Here is a 17457-nt window from a genome sequence, read left to right on the forward strand (position 1 = left end):
CCTATCACCTCGTTGGTGCCGGGCGGAGCGCGGCTCTTTTTGCTGGGTGGCTTCCGCTGGGTCGCTTCCGCTGGGTGGCTTCCGCTGGGTCGCTTCCGCTCGGTCGCTCTCGACGGGCCGCGGCTTTCGATCCGGTCGGCGGGATCCGTGTCCTGCGGGGAGCGGCGGCGTTGTTCAGTGCATGTCGAGGACAGTGGCAGCCCGGCGCAGCGCGCTCACTTTGCTCCCCGCGGCCGTCCTGGTCCTGTGCGGGGGATGCATGAGCGTGGGCGACGAGGTCGGGCGTCCGGGACCGGGGGCCTCCGCCGTCCCGAGGGTGGACGGCCGTCCGGGCGCCGGTGTGGGGCGGGGTGCGCAGAGGGACGAGGGCGCGGTGGCGCCCGGTGAGACGCACGGTGCGAGTGGCCACCCGTCCTCACGGCCCGAGCGGTCGTCCCGTCCGCGGGAGGAGAAGGGGGGCCGCCCCCGGGGGCACACCCCGGGCCCCAGCGCCCCCGACGGCCCGAAGGGCCCGCCTCCGTCGCTGCCGGCGGAGCCCCGGCCGGAACCCACCACGGAGCCCCCGGCGCCCCCGACCCCGTCCCCGACTCCGCCGGCTCCCACGCCCACCCCGACCCCCACACCGACGGATTCGACGCCACCGGAGGGTTCCGCCGCCTGAATCCTTTGGATTCGGTGGGGGTGACCCCATCGTGTTAAGCTTCCTCGGACGATCGTGTGCGCACAGCCCTGAAGATGCGATTTGCTGTTCGGTGGGCCCGGAGCGTACGCTGATAGATCGTTTGATCCCATCTGCCCGGCGCTGAACGAGACGCGCCCTACGGCGCGTTCCGATCATTCCGTGGCTGACCGCATGAGGCGGTCTATGCGAACCGCGGGAACTGGCGCGTGCCACATCCCGGAAGGTTCTACTTTCGCATGTCTGTAACCGCCGCTGACAGCTTCGCCATGCCCATCGACGACGTGGACGAGCAGCTCAACGACGCGACCACCGCTCCCGAGACCAACGTCTCCGAGACCGCCGTCTCCGAGACCAACGCCTCCGAGGCTGCCGTCTCGATGACCGGCGCCTCCGAGACCGCCCCGGCCGACGAGCCCACCCTCACCTTCGGCGACCTCGGCCTGCACGAGGACATCGTGCGCGCCCTCGCCAAGCGCGGCGTCACCACGCCGTTCCCGATCCAGTCCGCGACCATCCCGGACGCGCTGGCGGGCAAGGACATCCTCGGCCGCGGCCGTACCGGCTCCGGCAAGACCCTCAGCTTCGGTCTTCCGCTGCTGACCCGCCTCGCGGACGGCGGCCGCACCCAGGCCAAGCGCCCCCGCGGCATCATCCTCACCCCCACCCGTGAGCTGGCCATGCAGGTCTCCGACGCGCTCGAGCCCTACGGCTCCGTGCTCGGCCTGAACCTCAAGGTCGTCTGCGGCGGCACCTCGATGCCCCGTCAGATCTACGCTCTCGAGCGCGGCGTGGACATCCTCGTCGCCACCCCGGGCCGTCTGCGCGACCTGATCGACCGCGGCGCCTGCTCGCTCGACAAGGTGGAGATCGCCGTCCTCGACGAGGCCGACCAGATGGCCGACATGGGCTTCCTGCCCGAGGTCACCGAGATCCTCGACCTGGTTCCCCCGGGCGGCCAGCGGATGCTGTTCTCCGCCACGCTGGAGAACGAGATCGACTCGCTGGTGAAGCGCTACCTGTCCAACCCGGTCACCCACGAGGTCGACCCGTCCGCGGGCGCGGTCACGACGATGACCCACCACCTGCTGGTGGTGAAGCCCAAGGACAAGGCCCCCGTGACCGCGGCGATCGCCGCGCGCAAGGGCCGCACCATCATCTTCGTGCGCACCCAGATGGGCGCCGACCGCGTCGCCGAGCAGCTCATCGAGTCCGGGGTGCGCGCCGACGCGCTCCACGGCGGTATGACGCAGGGCGCGCGCACCCGCACCCTCGCCGACTTCAAGGACGGTTACGTCAACGTCCTCGTCGCCACCGACGTCGCCGCCCGCGGAATCCACGTCGACGGCATCGACCTGGTCCTCAACGTGGACCCGGCCGGCGACCACAAGGACTACCTGCACCGCTCGGGCCGCACCGCTCGCGCGGGCCAGAGCGGCACCGTCGTCACCCTGGTCCTGCCGCACCAGCGCCGCTCCACCTTCCGCCTCCTCGAGGACGCGGGCGTGGATGCCTCCCGCCACATCGTCGGGGGTGCCTTCGACGGCGAGCTGGCCGCCATCACCGGTGCCCGCTCGCTGACCGAGGTTCAGGCCGAGTCGGCGGCCAACGCCGCCAAGCAGGCCGAGCGCGAGGTCCAGGACCTGACCCGCCAGCTGGAGAAGGTGCAGCGCCGCGCCGACGAACTGCGCGGCGACGCCGACCGCCTGGCCGCCCGCGCCGCCCGCGAGCGCGGCGAGGAGGTCCCGGCCGCCGGTGCCGAGGTCACGATCCCGGCCCAGCCCGCCGAGCCGGTCGTGCCCGTGGCCGACGAACCCGCCGAGAAGGTGGAGCAGCCGCGCCGCGAGGAGCGCTCCTTCGACCGCCGTGACGACCGTTCCGGTGGCGGTTACAGCCGTGACCGCCGTGACGACCGTTCCGCCGGCGGCTACAGCCGCGACCGCCGTGACGACCGCGGCGGCCGTTCCTTCGACCGCGACCGCAACGACCGCGACCGCGACCGTGCCCCCCGTTCGTTCGACCGCCGTGACGACCGTGGCGGCCGTTCCTTCGAGCGCCGTGACGACCGTTCCGGTGGCGGTTACAGCCGTGACCGCCGTGACGACCGTTCCGCCGGCGGCTACAGCCGCGACCGCCGTGACGACCGCGGCGGCCGCTCGTTCGACCGCGACCGCGCGCCGCGCTCCTTCGACCGCCGTGACGACCGCCCGAGCGGCGGCCGTTCCTTCGACCGTCCGGAGAACCGCGGCCACGGCCACGACCGCCGTGACGACCGTGGCGGCCGTTCCTTCGACCGCGACCGCGCGCCGCGCTCCTTCGACCGCCGTGACGACCGCCCGAGCGGCAGCCGCGCCGGCGTCGCGGAGCGCAAGCCCCGCTGGAAGCGCAACGGCTGACCCGGCCGACGGCAGACCCCCGGGCCCGTGCGACGCATCCGCGTCGCACGGGCCCGTCCCATTCGGCGGATGCCTCACGCCAAGGTGAAGTCCTCGAGGTCGAAGCCGGGGGCTACGACGCAGGTCACCAGGACGGGCTCGTCGCCCGCGGGCTCGGCGGACTGCCAGACGCCGCCGGGTACGAGCATCTGGGGGCGCTCGTGCCGCTCGATCCCCGGCCCCATGAGCACATCCTTGACCCGGGCCTCGTCCGGAGCTTCCCCGCTGCCGCCGAGGCGCAGCCGCAGGGGGCCGCCCCGGTGCCAGAGCCACAACTCGTCCGAACGCACGCGGTGCCAGCGCGAGCGCTCGCCGGGGTGGAGGAGGAAGTAGATCCCGGTCGCGAAGGCCCTCGGCCCGGTGTACCCCGGGGGCACGACCTGACCGGGCGCCCTCCACGTCTCCCGGAACCACCCGCCCTCGACGTGCGGCTCGAGGCCGAGAAGCGTGACCAGTTCAGAGGTGTCTGCCATGCCCGTCATCCTCGCGGAATGCCGTGGACGACGTACAGGGCGGGCCAGGTAGTCTTGCCACCCGGGGCCGCTAGCTCAATTGGCAGAGCTGCGGACTTTTAATCCGTAGGTTCAGGGTTCGAGCCCCTGGCGGCCCACCGGTCACGCGGCACCGGACCGCACCTGCCCCGCGACGCGGCACCCCGGTCACTTCGTTTGACCGGGGTGCTGTTCCGTTCTCGGGCCGATCGCGTGAGCGACGGGTGAGGGGATGCCCGGCATCCCCCACCGAAGCGGATGCCGAACGGGCACGCGGGACAAGCTTCGCGGCGGCTTCGGCCGCGGCTTTGCCGACCTCGGGCAGCAGGCCGCTCGCGGCGCTCCCCGGGCCGAGCGCCGGACGGGCCCGCGATACACCCCGCACGGCCGTCGTCGACACACGTAACGCTTTCTCTCCTCTTCCTGGCGTTCCCGGGTACGACGAGAGCCCGCTCTGCCTCGGGGGCTGTGACTCGCGGTAACGTTGAATACGGGTCGTGCACTCTCACGTGCAACGGCCTGGAAGGGGCGACCTCGGTGCGAAAGCACCGGGGTCGCTTTCGCCTCCGGGATGCCACAAGCACCACTCCCGCCCCAGAGCGTGCGCTCTCTACCTGCTAATTCCCCTTGCTGGCCGAGGACAGATGCTGGAATCCGCTGGGCTTGGCGAGCTTCTGCCGGAGTATGACGTCCGCCACGGTGCCGGCATGCGAAATGCGTTCGATTCATTCGCCGTACTCCCGTTCGGATCCATTAGGGGCGCCGCACCCCCGGCTCATTCCGTCGGCCAAGAGAGAGGTTCGAGAAGCAGGCACGGACGCCGCGATAACCCACTACTCTCGCGATGACGTCAATCGTCCCGCCGCCTGAGACAGGATCGCGCCGGGGCGGATGCCGCCTCCTCCACGTCCCGTCCCGGTTCGTGGAGGCAGAGCGCACAGAGAGGGACTGGGCGCGGCGTCTCGTGTCGTGCCCTGGTGGCCCGTGTCGCACAATCAGCGGATGCAAGATCGCATCAACCCCGACGAGCGGAATCCGGCCCGCGCCGGGGCATCGCCGGATCCCGCGCTGCTGGAGGCTGCGTTCGCCAGCATGGGGGCAGGGGTGCTCGTGGTGGATACCGGCGGCGCGGTGGCGGCCTGCAATCCACAGGCCGAATGGCTGCTGGGCCACCCGCCGGGCGGACTGCTCGGCCGTGGTCTGCATCAGGACGTCTGTTTCCGCGGTCCGGGCGGGCAGGCGGAGCCGACGTCGCAGTGTCCGCTGCTGCGGGTCGCGCGCACCGGTCGGCTCGCTGCCGGCGATGAGGATCTTCTCGTTCGTGCGGATGGCGGTGTCCTGCCTGTGGCGTGGACGAGTGCGCCGTTGCGGCAGATGGGGCGCATCACCGGAGCGGTGGTCGTCCTGCGGGACGTCACGCATCGGCATCAGGCGCGGGCACGGCGGGCCGAGCGGCACGCGCGCGGACAGGAAGCCCGCCGACAGGCTGAGGACGCGCATGCCGCGGTGCTCTGGCTGGTGGAGGTGACAGACGCACTGGTGTCCACGCTGGACGCGCAGGAGGCGTTGGGGCGGCTTGCGAAGCTGCTGGTGCCGCGCCTGGCCGACTGGGCGGCGCTGGATGTGGCGACCGGGCCGGGCCAGGCGCGGCGGATGGCGTGCGCCTGGAGCGACGGCCTACCCGCAATCGAGCGGGCCGGTGTCGGCCCCTTGCCGCGGTTCGCGCCGTCGTCGCCAACCCCGCTGGCTCGGGCACTGGGCGGCGCCGGCACTCGGCTGCTCACCGACGTCGGCGAGGCGGGGCCAGGCCGCGACGCCATGGACGAGGCGCAAAGGGAGCAGTTCGCGGCCCTGGGAGCGGTCTTCGTGCTGCTGTTGCCGTTGCGCCTGCGCGGGGACGCCCTTGGCGCGATGACCCTGGTGCGTACCGATCCCGCCCGCCCGTTCACCGACGACGAGGTGGTGCTGGCCGAGGAAGTCGCTCGGCGGACCGCCCTGAGTCTGGAAAACGCCCGCCTGTACGGGCAGCAGGCCGGCATCGCCACGGTGCTCCAGCGCAGCCTGCTCACCGACCTGCCGAACGTGGAGGATCTGGAGTTGGCCGCCTCCTACCGGCCTGCCCAGCGGGAGGCGGAGATCGGCGGGGACTGGTACGACGCCTTTGTTCTACCCGGCGGCGACCTGGCCGTCGTCGTCGGCGACGTGGTTGGGCACGACCTGCAAGCAGCTTCCCGCATGGGGGCGTTGCGCAACATGCTGCGGGCTTTGGCGGTGGACCGCGCCAGGACCCCCGGGGAGATCATGCAGCGCCTGGATGCAGCCATGGTGCACCTGGATGTGGCCGAGTCGGCCACGGCCATCTACAGCCGCCTGCGCCCGGCCGGGCAGCACCGCTGGCGTTTCACTTGGTCCAACGCCGGCCACCCTCCGCCGTTGTTGTTGACAGCCGACGGCGAGACCGCCTGGCTGGAGGGCAGCGGCACGCTGTTGCTCGGCGTCGCACCTGGCCAGCCCCGACCCACCGACATGACCATGCTCCCTCCTGGCGCGACTGTGCTGCTGTATACCGACGGCCTTGTCGAATCGCGCACCCGGTCCATCGACGTCGGCATGTCTCGCCTGCGCCGGAGCGCGGCCGCCGAAGTCGGCCGTCCCCTTGAGGAGATGTGCACCGCGCTGATCAACGCCCTTGGGGATCCCGGCGACGACATGACCGTCATCGCGGTGCGCACCCCCGTCGGCCGGTGACCCACCTCATCCGACGGCCCCTTGAATTCGCCCCTCGTCCGGGGGCGTTCGCGTGAGCGGACACGGGCAGGGCCATCGCCGGGGCCGTGCGAGCACAGCGCGGTCGTGAGTCGGCGAACGCCAATGGCCGCTCCTGGCCGCGGGCGCTGCCGATCAGGACGCCTTCAACGGCGCCGTCCGGTCCGGCATGCCTGCTGACGTCTGGCGGGCGGCTGCGGTACACCAGCACTGTGGAGCGAGTGGGCGGTGCGGACGGGGATGGGCGGATGACGGTGGGGGCGCTGGCGCTCGACTTCGGGGGGACCTTGGCCCGGCCGGGGCCGCGGCCCACCGGTGAGGTGGTCGCGGCCGCGCTCAAGGGCATGGCCGGCACGCGGATCCCCGACGGCTTCGCGCCGCTCTTCGACACCGTGCACCAGCGGGTACGGGAGGCGGACCGGGCCAACGGCGGGCACACACCGTTCGCCGAGGAGATCCGCCGGACGGCCCGCGAGTGCGGCGCGGTGGTCCCCGACCCCGAAGGCGCGGTGCCGGTGGTCTTCACGGCGCTGCCCGACGCCGAGGTGGATCCCGAGGCGGCCCGAGCGCTGCGGCTGATGAGGGAGACCGGGCTGGTGTGCGTCATGGCGGCGGACACCGAGCGCCCGGAGGCGGTACGGCGCCGCACGCTCGAGAGAGCGGGGATCGGCCACTGCTTCGACGCCCTGGTGCTCTCCAGCGAACTGGGCGTGCGCAAGCCCAACCCCGCCTTCTACGCCGCCGTGGTCGAGGCCGCCGACTGCCCGCCGCAGGAGATCCTCTTCGTCGGCAACACCCCCGACAAGGACATCCTCGGGCCGAGGGCTCACGGGATGCGGTCGGTCCTCGTCGCCCCGGACGGACGGCCGCCGGGCCTGGACGAGCGGATCCCGGTGATCGCCCACTTCGCCGACCTGCCGTCCTACCTGGCCCGGAGGGCCGGAGCATGACCGGAGCTCCTGGCCGTCCTCATCCTGCTGCCCCGCCCGGCGCGGGGCGGGCGCCTGCGCTCAGACGCCCACGACCCGGCTGCGCCGCTCGATGAGAAGGACATCGCGCCATCTGCCGTGATGGCAGCCGATCCGCTCGCGTATCCCGATGTCACGGAACCCGGCGGCCCGATGGAGGGCGAGGCTGCCGGTGTTCTCGGGGAAGACGCCCGACTGGATCGTCCAGATCCCGGCGGCTTCCGTCGACGCGAAGAGGGCGTCCAGCAGGGCGCGTCCGATGCCCCGGCCACGGGCACCGGCGCCGACGTACACCGAGTGCTCGACGACTCCGGCGTAGGCACAGCGGCTGGACACCGAACTCGCCGCCACCCACCCCAGAACGTTCCCCGTCCCCTCCTCCAGCGCCACGAACCGGTGGTCGGGGAGCCTGGAGGCGTCGAAGGCGGACCAGGTCGGGGCCAGGGTCTCGAAGGTCGCCTCGCCCTCGTCGATGCCCGCCTGATAGATCGCGAGAACCTCGTCGGCGTGGTGCTCGGTCATGGGCGCGACACGCGCCCCGGGCCTCATCGCGAGCCGCCGTGGTACGCGTGGGCGACGGCGTGGCCGCGGCCGCGGCCGATGAGCCAGCGGTTGACGGGGACGGTCACGACGAAGGCGATGACCAGCGACGCCCCCAGGGACACCCAGAACAGCACCGTCGAGAGCCCGGCGTCGATGGCGCCCGGCACACCGACCATCACGGTGTTGTCCACCAGTTCCATCACGGCGATCGAGACGGTGTCCGCCGCCAGCGCCACCTTCAGCGCCTGCCGGACGTCCAGCCCGGCGCTCAGCACCCCGCGCATGGTCAGCGCGTAGCCGAAGACGAAGGCCAGGGCGATCGACAGCGCCACGGTGGCGCCGGTGTGCAGACCGGCCGCCGTCCCGATGACCATGCCCAGCACCTCGCCGATCGCGCATCCGGTCAGACAGTGCAGCGTCGCCTGCGCGGCCGTCCTCCAGGTCTCAGCACGGGAGGGCGGGGCCGCATGAGCGTGCGGGTGACCGTTGTGCTGGTGGTTCATGGCTCTTCCTCCCGGTTGCCTGCCCTTGCCCTCTTCCTAGCAATATACCCCTGGGGGGTATTCCCTGGATCCCTCGGGAGTTGGCGGCCGGCGCGCCGAGGAGCAGGCTGGAGTCAGAGGCCCTCGCCGAGGAGGCAGCCATGACACAGCGGAACCAGGACCGCGCCGCGGACGCGAATCGCGAGATGGCTCCTCAGGACCCCGCCGAGGTGGACCGGAGTGCGGTGGTCGAGGACTCCACCTCCGAACAGACCGCACACGCCCAGGACACCTCCCAGGCCGAAGGGGACGACTTCGAGTACTGAGTGCTCGGGTACGAGCGTCCTCCCCGGAAGGCGGAGCGGGGCGGCGCGCGCCATTCACGCCACTGATACCAGGTTGTGCCCTTTCGGCCTGCTTAGTATCCATTGGCGTGAGCCTCCCCAAGCAGTTTCTCCTCGGCCGCCCCCTGCGCACGACGCAGATCGGCGAGACGCTGCTGCCGAAGCGCATCGCCCTCGCGGTGTTCTGCAGCGACCCGCTCTCCTCGGTCGCGTACGCCACGGAGGAGATCCTGCTGATCCTCGCCCTCGGCGGCACCGCACTGCTCCACCTCACCTGGTACGTCGCCGCGGCGATCGTGCTCCTGATGATCGTGGTCGTCGCCTCCTACCGGCAGACCTGCCACGCCTATCCGGGCGGCGGCGGGGCCTACATCGTCGGCTCGGAGAACCTCGGCCCCAATGCCGCCCTCACCGCGGCCAGCGCCCTCATGGTCGACTACGTGCTCACCGTCGCCGTCTCGGTCGTCGCGGGGGTGGCGGCGATCACTTCGGCGGCGCCCGCGCTGAGCCCCCACGCGGTGGGGCTGTCGGTCGGCTTCGTCGTGCTCCTGACGCTGATGAATCTGCGCGGGGTGCGCGAGTCCGGCCGGGCCTTCGCCGTCCCCACCTACGGCTTCGTCCTCGGCATCTATGTGATGTTCGCGTTCGCCGCCGTGCGGATGGCGACGGGGGCGACGATCCGGGCCGAGTCCGCCCATCTGCCGATCCACTCGAGCGGAACGTTCGTCGGGCTCGGCACGGTGCTCCTCGCGATGCGGGCGTTCGCCTCCGGCTGCACCGCGCTGACCGGCGTCGAGGCGATCAGCAACGGCGTTCCGGCGTTCAAGGAGCCCAAGAGCCGCAACGCCGCCACCACCCTGGCCGTCATGTGCCTGCTGTCGGTGACGATGTTCACCGGCATCACCGTTCTGGCGATGGTCTACCACGTCCATGTCGCCACCGACCCGCGCCGGCTGGGGCTGCCCCCGGGCACCTCCATGCCGACCGCGCTCGCCCAGATCGCGCGGGCGACATTCGCGAACTGGCACTTCCTCTTCTACTACGTGCAGGCCGCCACCGCCGGGGTGCTGATCCTCGCCGCCAACACCGCGTTCAACGGCTTCCCGCTGCTCGCCTCGATCCTGGCCCGCGACCGCTACCTGCCCCGGCAGCTGCACAACCGCGGGGACCGGCTCGTCTACTCCAACGGCGTCATCCTGCTGGCGCTGGCCGCGATCGGGCTGATCGTCGCCTTCAAGGCGCATGTCTCCTCGATCATCCAGCTCTACATCATCGGCGTCTTCATCTCCTTCACCCTCTCCCAGTCGGGGATGGTCAGGCACTGGTCCAAGGAACTGGCCGCCACCACCGACCGGTCCGCCCGCCTGCGCATGCGGCACTCGCAGGCGATCAACGCGGTCGGGGCCTGTATGACGGGGATCGTGCTGGTGATCGTCCTGATCACCAAGTTCACGCACGGCGCCTACATCGTCATCATCGCGATGCCGCTGATCTTCATGGCGATGAAGGGGGTGCAGGGCCACTACGACCGGGTCGCCGAGGAGCTGCGGATCGCCCCCGGCGCCCGGCCCGATCCGCCGTCGCGCATCTACGCCATCATCCTCGTCTCCAAGATCCACGCGCCGACGCTGCGGGCCGTCGGGTACGCCCACGCGATCCACGCGCAGACGGTGGAGGCGCTGACGGTCTCCGTGGACCCGGCCGAGACCGAGGAACTGCGCGAGCAGTGGGAGGCGCACGACATGGGGGTGCCGCTGAAGATCCTGGACTCGCCGTACCGGGAGGTGACCCGTCCGGTGCTGGACTACGTCGGCAGCCGCCGCACCGAGAGCCCCCGGGACACGGTGAACGTCATCATCCCCGAGTACGTACCGGGACGGTGGTGGGAGCAGATCCTCCACAACCAGAGCGCGCTGCGCCTGAAGGGCCGCCTGCTCTTCACTCCGGGGGTGACGGTGACGAGCGTGCCGTACCAGTTGCGGTCCGCCAGGGACCGGGAGCGGCAGCACGCCCGCAGCCGGATGTGAGCGCCGGGTGTGCGAGCGACGCAGCGGGGCGGGGGCGGTTAGCCCAGCCTGAGCGGATCCTTATGCGTTCCTGAAGATCTTGTTCAAGAACGGGGTCGGACTCCGAGGCGCCCCTAGGGTCGAACCTGCCCGTGCGCGGCAAACCCCTCTCGCCGCGCTCGGGCTTCACTTCGCCCGGAGGTGCCCGAAACATGAGTTCCCGCAAGAGCAGACACCGTTCCCACAGCCGTCAGAGCGCACGTCGGCGCTGGCCGCTGGCGCTGGGCGCGGCCTCGGTCGCGGTGGGCGCGCTGGTCGGCGCCGGTGTCGCGATCGGCGGTACGGGCGGCGGCCACGGCTCGTCGACGGTGGCCGAGTCCAAGGCCGCGCCGAACGGCGGCTCCGCCCCCACGACCGACACCTTCGCGGCGCGGTCGGCGTCCCGGAGCCCGTCCGCGCAGCCGAAGAAGGCGAAGAAGCACAAGAAGCCGAAGCACAAGCCGACCAAGAAGCCGACGGCGTCGGTGACCCCCACGAAGGGGCCGGTCAAGCCCAAGCCGAAGCCCACGCCGACGACCCCCAGGCCGTCGACCCCCAGGCCGACCCACAGCAGCACCAAGCCGCCGAGCACGGGCGGGGTCGCGGGCCAGATCGTCCAGCTCGTCAACAAGGAGCGGGCCACCGCCGGTTGCAGACCCGTGACCCTCAACTCGAAGCTGGCGCGCGCCGCCCAGGACTACACCGATGTCATGGCGCGCTCCGGAGTCCTGTCCCACACCGGCCCCGACGGTTCGACGATGACCTCCCGAGTGGAGGCCGCCGGATACTCCTGGTCCGCGCTCGGCGAGAACATAGCGCAGGGGCAGAAGGACGCCGCCGCCGTCATGGACGCCTGGATGCACAGCTCCGGCCACCGCGCGAACATACTCAACTGCGACTTCCGCGAGATAGGCGTCGGCGTGAACACCGCCTCGTCCGGTCCCTGGTGGACGCAGGACTTCGGCAAGGGTCGCTGACCGCTCCCCGCAGGCGCCGGCCCGAGGGCCGGTGCGGGCCGGATGCCGCGGGCGGTGTCGCTAGACGGGAGGTCGGCGACGCCGCTCGCGCCGTGCCGCGCGCCTGGGCCGGGTGAGCGACTCGGGGGCGAGCCCGAGCACCACCCGTACCCTCGCGCCGCCCAGCGGTCCCCGGCCGATCTCCATCCGGCCCTGCCCCGAGCTCGCGGCGCGGTGGGCGATGTCGAGGCCGAGCCCCGTGGAGCCGCCCACGCTCACCCCTCGGGCGAGCGCCAGGTCCGGGTCGTTGATCCCCGGCCCGGCGTCGTCCACCGTGAGCACCACCGCCTGGGCCGTGCGTTCCACGGAGACCGCGAGGGCGCTGCCCTGCGGGGTGTGCCGGAACACATTGCCGATCAGGGCGTCGACGACCGCCGCGAGATCCTCCTCCGGCAGGAGTACCGGGGTCGCCTCGGTGGTCATGGACAGCCTGCACTCCCGCCCCTGCTGGGCGGCCAGGACCGACCAGAAGTCGACGCGGGCGCCGACCAGCGCCGAGACCTCGCACCGTTTGCCCGGCAGCGGGCTGTCCGCGGTGACGGACAGCGGGGTGCGGGCGGCGGTGATGATCGAGTCGATCTCGTTGTCCAGGCTGGCGATGGCCGCCTCCAGGCGGTCCGCGTCGTGCCCGGGGACGATGGAGGAGATCCGTTCCGACTCCAGGTGGAGCGCGGTCAGCGGGGTCCTGAGCCGGTGGGAGAGGTCGGCGACCAGCTCACGCTCCATGGCCAGCAGGTCCACCACCCGGTCGGCCATCGCGTTGAACGCCTGCCCCGCCTCGTGCAGCTCGGGCGGGCCGCCCGGTTCCACTCGCATCTCCAGATCCCCCTTCCCCAGGGCGTGGGAGGCGCGCGAGAGGCCCTGCGAGGCCCGTACGACCCGTGCCCCCAGCCGGTCGGCCACCAGCACCGACCCGCCCACCAGGCCGAGCGCCAGCACCGACATCACCGCCCAGGAGGCCCCCACCCCGCGGTTGAGGTCCTCGCGGGGGACGAACGCCTCGACCACCGCGACCCGCTCCCTGGCCAGGATCACCGGCTGGAGGTAGACCCAGCCGCTGGGGGTGTCCAGGGCCATCGTCTCGCGCTCGCGCGCCGCCCGCTTCAGCGCCCTCGCGGGCGCGTGGATCGACCCGATCAGCTGCCCGTCGGGCAGGTGCACGCTCAGATGATCGCCCGCGTCGAGCCCGGCCACCGCCTGCTGGACGTCGTCGGGGCGGGTGGTGATGGCGAGGACGGGGGCCAGGGCGGCGGCCCGCTGCTCGGCCACCGTGGTCACGCGGGACCTGGCCTCCGACCGCACCAGCAGCGCCAGCGGGATGAGGAAGGACAGCGCCACCATGGAGGTCACGGCGAGGGCCACCCCGGCCAGGGCACGTCTCATCTCGGGGTCACCAGCTTGATTCCCACACCGCGCACGGTGTGCAGGTAGCGGGGCTGCGCGGCCCGCTCGCCCAGCTTGCGGCGCAGCGCCGAGACATGGACGTCGATGGTCTGGTCCTCCACGTACGGCTGCCGCCACACGTCCGCGAGGATGCGGCGGCGGGGAACGACCCGGTCGGCGTGCTCGGCGAGGTAGGCGAGCAGGTCGAACTCGAGGCGGGTCAGCCGCAGCTCCCGCCCGTCCAGGCGGGCGGAGCGGGCCAGCGGGTCGACCACCAGGCCGCCCACACGCACCGCCTCGGGGGCGGCCTGGGGGGCAGGTGCCTGCTGGGCCGCGGTGGAGGAGCGGCGCAGCACGGCGCCGAGGCGGGCGGCGAGCTGGCCGCCCGAGAAAGGCTTCACGAGGTAGTCGTCGGCGCCCGCGTTGAGGAGCCGGATGACCTCGGCCTCGTCGTCGCGGGCGGTGGCGACCAGCACCGGCACCTGGGAGATGCCGCGCAGCATCCGCAGGACGTCGATCCCGTCGAGGTCGGGCAGGCCGAGGTCGAGCACGACGGCGTCCGGAGGCCGCTGCGTCGCCTCGCGCAGGGCCTCGAAACCTTGGGACGAGCTGCGCACCACGTGCCCGTGCGCGGTCAGGACCTCGATGAGCCTGGCGCGTATCGCGGGGTCGTCCTCGACCAGTAGTACGGATGCCATGGGCAGGCACGGTAGCCGGTCCGTCAGTATGGCGTCGTGTCCCGGTACCTGCGCAACGTCGTCATATGGCTGTCGTGCACCGCTCTGAGCGTGACGGCGGTGATCCTCGCCGTGCGGTTCGTGGTCGGCTCCACCCGGCCCACACCGCCGGTCGCACGTGACATGCCCGCGGTGGTCACCTCGTCGCCCGACGCATCGGTGACGTCGGCGAAGTCCGAAAAACCCAAGCCCAGTCCCAAGGCCTCGAAACGGTCCCCCTCGCCGTCCCCCAGTGCGGCGAGCCCGAAGCCGCGGCCGAGCACACCGGTGCTGAGCACCGCCACCCACCGCCCGCCCTCGGGGGACGGCTCGGCGGTCGACTGCGGGGAGGGCGGGGCCGGGGTGCACACGTTCCAGTCCCAGGGCGGTCAGGCGTCGGTGCGCTTCGGCGAGCGCGGGGTGTGCCTGGTCTCGGCGGTGCCGACCCGCGGCTTCACGGTGACCACCGGCCGGTCCGGCCCGCAGGAGCTGACGGTGACCTTCTCCGGCGACCGGCACCGCTCGGAGATCACGGCGACCACGATCCCGCAGAGCAAGGCGACGATCCGAGAGGTCTCCTGGTAGCGCCGCCTCCCACCGGCGCGGTGTGAGCGGTTCCACAGCGCCCCGCGCCCCCTCGACGGCGCGCGGGACCTTCCGGCCCGGGCGTAGCGTGGTTGCCGTGAGGTGAGTCGCATGACAGTCCACACATTCGACACCGCGAAGCAGGAAGAGTTCGCGGGCCGGGTGGTGGAGGTGCTCAACGACGCCTGCCTGGGCCTGCTGAGCAGCCTCGGCCACCGGACCGGCCTGTTCGACACGATGGCCGAGATGCCGCCCTCCACCAGTGAGGAGATCGCGGAGGCCGCGGGCCTCGACGAGCGGTATGTCCGTGAATGGCTCGGCGGCATGGTGGTGGGCCGGTTCATCGAGTACGAGCCGTCGGCGGGGACCTACCGCCTGCCGCCCGAACACGCCGCATCCCTGACCCGAGCCGCCGGTCCCGGCAATCTGGCCGGTCTGATGCAGGACCTCGCCCTCATGGGCAATGTCGAACCGCAGCTGCTGGAGGCGTTCCGCAAGGGCGGGGGAGTGCCGTACTCGGCCTATCCGCGCTTCCAGGAGCTCCAGGCGGAGGAGACCGCCCGTGTCTACGACGCGGCCCTCGTCGACACCATCGTTCCGCTGGCCCACGGGCTCACCGAGCGGCTGCGCGAGGGCATCGACGTCCTGGACGTCGGAACCGGTCAGGGGCACGCGGTCAATGTGCTGGGCCGGGCCTTCCCCCGCAGCCGGTTCCGCGGGGTGGACATTTCGGAGAAGGGCATCGAGGCGGCCCGCCGGGAGGCCCGGCAGATGGGGCTGGACAACGTCTCGTTCGACGTCGGGGACTCGGCGGAGCTGGACGGGACGTACGACCTCGTCACCGCGTTCGACGTGGTCCACGACCTGGCGCGGCCCGCGAGGACGCTCGAGGCCGTCTCCCGTGCGCTGCGGGACGACGGGGTGTTCCTCATGGGCGACATCGCGGCGTCGAGCAATCTCGAGGAGAACGTCGACCACCCGCTGGGCCCGGTGCTCTACACCTTCTCGGTCTTCTACTGCATGACGGTCTCCCTGAGCGAGGGCGGCGAGGGCCTGGGAACGGTGTGGGGCGAGCAGAGGGCGCTGGGGATGCTGCGCGCGGCGGGGTTCGGATGCGTGGATGTCGAGAAGGCCGAGGACGACATCCTCAATGTGTACTACGTGGCCCGGAAGAATCGACCGCTGAGCTGACCGCAGGGCCGGCCGCTGAGCCGGCCGCGGAGCTCGCCGCGGAAACCGACCGCCGTGTGCCGGCGGTGTCGGACGCCTCTTCCTTAAACACGTGTTCCAAATCCGGTGTCGGCGCATCCAGTCTCACTCGAAGAGGTGGAGTGGCCGGGGAGCACTCTCGGGCACGATCACGGCGAAGGCCAGGAACACCAAGGGGAGGCATTGCCGATGTCGATTGACGCACAGACCGGCGCGCAGACGCAGAACGGGCAGAACGCGCAGTCGAGCCTGGGGACTGCGGCGGCGCGGAATCTGGCGACGACCACCAAGACCGTTCCGCAGATGCAGGGAATCACCTCGCGCTGGCTGCTGCGCATGCTGCCCTGGGTCCAGGTCTCGGGCGGCGCCTACCGGGTCAACCGGCGACTGACCTACACGGTCGGCGACGGCCGGGTGACCTTCGTCCAGACCGGGTCCGACGTGCGGGTCATTCCGGACGAGCTGCGGGAGCTGGCACTGCTGCGTGAATTCGAGGACGCGGACGTCCTGAGCGCGCTTGCCCAGCAGTTCGAACAACGGGAATTCCGGCCGGGGGAGATCCTCGTTGAAGCCGGGCAGCCCGCCGACCAAGTATTCCTCGTCGCGCATGGAAAGGTGACCAGGCTCGGATCCGGGAAATACGGCGAACAAGTGGTGCTGGGCGTCCTCGCCGACGGAGACCACTTCGGTGAGCACTCGCTGGCGGCCGCCGACGGCGAGTGGGACTTCACCGTCAAGGCGACCACCAGGGCCACCGTTCTGGTCCTGCCCCGGTCGGCGTTCCAGACCCTGGCCGACCAGCACGCGGCGCTGCGCGAACACGTCCGGCGCTACCACTGCGACGACCACGGGCCCACCAACCAGCGCGGCGAGGCCGACATCCTGCTCTCGTCCGGTCACGTGGGCGAGCCGGCCCTGCCGCAGACCTTCGTCGACTACGAGCTCTCGCCCCGCGAGTACGAGCTGAGCGTCGCGCAGACCGTCCTGCGGGTGCACAGCCGGGTCGCCGACCTCTACAACCAGCCGATGGACCAGATGGAGCAGCAGCTCCGGCTGACCATCGAGGCGCTGCGCGAGCGCCAGGAGCACGAGCTCATCAACAACGCCGAGTTCGGCCTGCTCAACAACGCCGACTACGGCCAGCGCATCCAGACCCACAGCGGGCCGCCCACGCCCGACGACCTCGACGAACTGCTCAGCCGCCGCAGGAACTCGCGGCTGTTCCTGGCGCATCCGCGCGCGATCGCCGCGTTCGGCCGGGAGTGCAGCTCCCGGGGGATCTACCCCGACAGCGTCGAGGTCCAGGGGCACATGGTGCCGTCCTGGCGCGGTGTGCCGATCTTCCCGTGCAACAAGATCCCGATCACCGAGCAGGGCACCAGCTCGATCATCGTGATGCGCACCGGCGAGGACAGCCAGGGTGTCGTCGGCCTGCACCAGACCGGCATCCCGGACGAGTACCAGCCCAGCCTGTCCGTGCGGTTCATGGGCATCGACGAGAAGGCGGTCATCTCCTACCTCGTCAGCGCCTACTACTCGGCCGCGGTGCTGGTGCCCGACGCGCTCGGCGTCCTCGAGAACGTCGAGATCTCCCGGCACGCGTAGAGAGGGCGCGGCGGCACGGCAATGACGGGCGGCCCGGAGGACAGGGCCCGGGCCGCCCGGTCCCGGCGGACGACGGACATGTGTTGGGGGAGGGGCGAGTGGGGACGACCACGCTCGATCGTGAGGACCACGAAGGCGACCACCGGGCTGGAGGCGACCGGGCCGGAGGCGACCACCGGGCCGGAGGCGA

At 71.7% G+C, this 17457-nt stretch carries 15 protein-coding genes and 1 tRNA gene; 10 read left to right on the plus strand and 6 right to left on the minus strand.

Translation table 11 applies throughout. The features are described 5' to 3' along the window. Window positions 1-918: 918 nt before the first annotated feature. A complete protein-coding gene (locus IEY86_RS09120; RefSeq protein ID WP_189131030.1) occupies window positions 919-3075 on the plus strand; it encodes a DEAD/DEAH box helicase in 2157 nt (718 codons plus the stop codon). A gap of 74 nt (window positions 3076-3149) precedes the next feature. Here the strand turns inward: IEY86_RS09120 and IEY86_RS09125 are convergent, their stop codons facing one another. Next, complete coding sequence (locus IEY86_RS09125) at window positions 3150-3587, minus strand: cupin domain-containing protein (protein WP_189131031.1); 438 nt, start codon at window positions 3585-3587, stop codon at window positions 3150-3152. Between the two features lie 64 nt (window positions 3588-3651). Here IEY86_RS09125 and IEY86_RS09130 point away from each other — a divergent pair. The 3 genes from IEY86_RS09130 to IEY86_RS09140 all read left to right on the plus strand — a co-directional run bounded on the left by IEY86_RS09130 (window position 3652) and on the right by IEY86_RS09140 (window position 7321). Continuing rightward, window positions 3652-3724 (plus strand) — tRNA-Lys (locus IEY86_RS09130). Window positions 3725-4607: 883 nt separating this feature from the next. Then, complete coding sequence (locus tag IEY86_RS09135; RefSeq protein ID WP_189131032.1) at window positions 4608-6353, plus strand: SpoIIE family protein phosphatase; 1746 nt, start codon at window positions 4608-4610, stop codon at window positions 6351-6353. Window positions 6354-6583: 230 nt separating this feature from the next. Beyond that, a complete protein-coding gene (locus IEY86_RS09140; protein WP_189131033.1) occupies window positions 6584-7321 on the plus strand; it encodes an HAD family hydrolase in 738 nt (245 codons plus the stop codon). Window positions 7322-7381: 60 nt separating this feature from the next. Here the strand turns inward: IEY86_RS09140 and IEY86_RS09145 are convergent, their stop codons facing one another. Together IEY86_RS09145 and IEY86_RS09150 are read right to left on the minus strand one after the other, a co-directional pair. Then, on the minus strand, window positions 7382-7861 hold the full coding sequence (locus IEY86_RS09145) for a GNAT family N-acetyltransferase (protein WP_229698257.1): 480 nt from the start codon (window positions 7859-7861) through the stop codon (window positions 7382-7384). A gap of 23 nt (window positions 7862-7884) precedes the next feature. After that, window positions 7885-8385, minus strand: a complete 501-nt coding sequence (locus IEY86_RS09150) for a DUF4396 domain-containing protein (protein ID WP_189131035.1) — start codon at window positions 8383-8385, stop codon at window positions 7885-7887. A 140-nt stretch (window positions 8386-8525) separates the two neighbouring features. Here IEY86_RS09150 and IEY86_RS09155 point away from each other — a divergent pair, with 140 nt between their 5' ends. The 3 genes from IEY86_RS09155 (at window position 8526) to IEY86_RS09165 (ending at window position 11730) form a co-directional block, all read left to right on the plus strand. Next, complete coding sequence (locus IEY86_RS09155) at window positions 8526-8690, plus strand: hypothetical protein (protein WP_189131036.1); 165 nt, start codon at window positions 8526-8528, stop codon at window positions 8688-8690. Window positions 8691-8797: 107 nt separating this feature from the next. Next, the gene (locus tag IEY86_RS09160; RefSeq protein WP_229698258.1) at window positions 8798-10735 is read left to right on the plus strand and encodes an APC family permease; all 1938 of its coding nucleotides are present in this window, start codon (window positions 8798-8800) and stop codon (window positions 10733-10735) included. 191 nt (window positions 10736-10926) lie between these two features. Further along, window positions 10927-11730, plus strand: coding sequence for a CAP domain-containing protein (locus tag IEY86_RS09165; protein WP_189131037.1), 804 nt, complete (start codon window positions 10927-10929; stop codon window positions 11728-11730). 60 nt (window positions 11731-11790) lie between these two features. Here IEY86_RS09165 and IEY86_RS09170 read toward each other — a convergent pair whose 3' ends face one another. From IEY86_RS09170 to IEY86_RS09180, 3 genes are read right to left on the minus strand one after another with little or no spacing between them, the layout of a single operon-like run. Next, window positions 11791-13152, minus strand: a complete 1362-nt coding sequence (locus IEY86_RS09170; RefSeq protein WP_189131038.1) for a sensor histidine kinase — start codon at window positions 13150-13152, stop codon at window positions 11791-11793. Further along, window positions 13149-13850, minus strand: a complete 702-nt coding sequence (locus IEY86_RS09175; protein ID WP_189131039.1) for a response regulator transcription factor — start codon at window positions 13848-13850, stop codon at window positions 13149-13151. The genes IEY86_RS09170 and IEY86_RS09175 overlap by 4 nt, the downstream gene beginning before the upstream one ends. 23 nt (window positions 13851-13873) lie before the next feature. After that, a complete protein-coding gene (locus IEY86_RS09180) occupies window positions 13874-14239 on the minus strand; it encodes a hypothetical protein (RefSeq protein ID WP_189131040.1) in 366 nt (121 codons plus the stop codon). Here IEY86_RS09180 and IEY86_RS09185 point away from each other — a divergent pair. The 3 genes from IEY86_RS09185 to IEY86_RS09195 all read left to right on the plus strand — a co-directional run bounded on the left by IEY86_RS09185 (window position 14232) and on the right by IEY86_RS09195 (window position 17267). Continuing rightward, window positions 14232-14453 (plus strand): hypothetical protein, encoded by a 222-nt coding sequence (locus tag IEY86_RS09185; protein ID WP_189131041.1) that lies wholly within the window; start codon window positions 14232-14234, stop codon window positions 14451-14453. The two genes, IEY86_RS09180 and IEY86_RS09185, sit on opposite strands and share 8 nt — an antisense overlap. Window positions 14454-14564: 111 nt before the next feature. Next, on the plus strand, window positions 14565-15644 hold the full coding sequence (locus tag IEY86_RS09190) for a class I SAM-dependent methyltransferase (protein WP_189131042.1): 1080 nt from the start codon (window positions 14565-14567) through the stop codon (window positions 15642-15644). 207 nt (window positions 15645-15851) lie between these two features. Continuing rightward, window positions 15852-17267: a family 2B encapsulin nanocompartment shell protein gene (locus tag IEY86_RS09195; RefSeq protein ID WP_189131043.1), complete on the plus strand. Its 1416-nt coding sequence runs from the start codon at window positions 15852-15854 to the stop codon at window positions 17265-17267. The last annotated feature ends 190 nt before the right edge of the window (window positions 17268-17457 follow it).

The sequence above is a fragment of the Wenjunlia tyrosinilytica genome (assembly GCF_014646055.1).
GTDB classification, from domain to species: Bacteria; Actinomycetota; Actinomycetes; order Streptomycetales; family Streptomycetaceae; genus Wenjunlia; species Wenjunlia tyrosinilytica.

Bases quoted from the DNA above. Each gene is read 5' to 3' on its own strand.
- IEY86_RS09120 (WP_189131030.1), top strand. From the start codon at position 919: ATGTCTGTAACCGCCGCTGACAGCTTCGCCATGCCCATCGACGACGTG.
- IEY86_RS09125 (WP_189131031.1), bottom strand. From the start codon at position 3,587: ATGGCAGACACCTCTGAACTGGTCACGCTTCTCGGCCTCGAGCCGCAC.
- IEY86_RS09135 (WP_189131032.1), top strand. From the start codon at position 4,608: ATGCAAGATCGCATCAACCCCGACGAGCGGAATCCGGCCCGCGCCGGG.
- IEY86_RS09145 (WP_229698257.1), bottom strand. From the start codon at position 7,861: ATGACCGAGCACCACGCCGACGAGGTTCTCGCGATCTATCAGGCGGGC.
- IEY86_RS09150 (WP_189131035.1), bottom strand. From the start codon at position 8,385: ATGAACCACCAGCACAACGGTCACCCGCACGCTCATGCGGCCCCGCCC.
- IEY86_RS09155 (WP_189131036.1), top strand. From the start codon at position 8,526: ATGACACAGCGGAACCAGGACCGCGCCGCGGACGCGAATCGCGAGATG.
- IEY86_RS09165 (WP_189131037.1), top strand. From the start codon at position 10,927: ATGAGTTCCCGCAAGAGCAGACACCGTTCCCACAGCCGTCAGAGCGCA.
- IEY86_RS09170 (WP_189131038.1), bottom strand. From the start codon at position 13,152: ATGAGACGTGCCCTGGCCGGGGTGGCCCTCGCCGTGACCTCCATGGTG.
- IEY86_RS09175 (WP_189131039.1), bottom strand. From the start codon at position 13,850: ATGGCATCCGTACTACTGGTCGAGGACGACCCCGCGATACGCGCCAGG.
- IEY86_RS09190 (WP_189131042.1), top strand. From the start codon at position 14,565: ATGACAGTCCACACATTCGACACCGCGAAGCAGGAAGAGTTCGCGGGC.
- IEY86_RS09195 (WP_189131043.1), top strand. From the start codon at position 15,852: ATGTCGATTGACGCACAGACCGGCGCGCAGACGCAGAACGGGCAGAAC.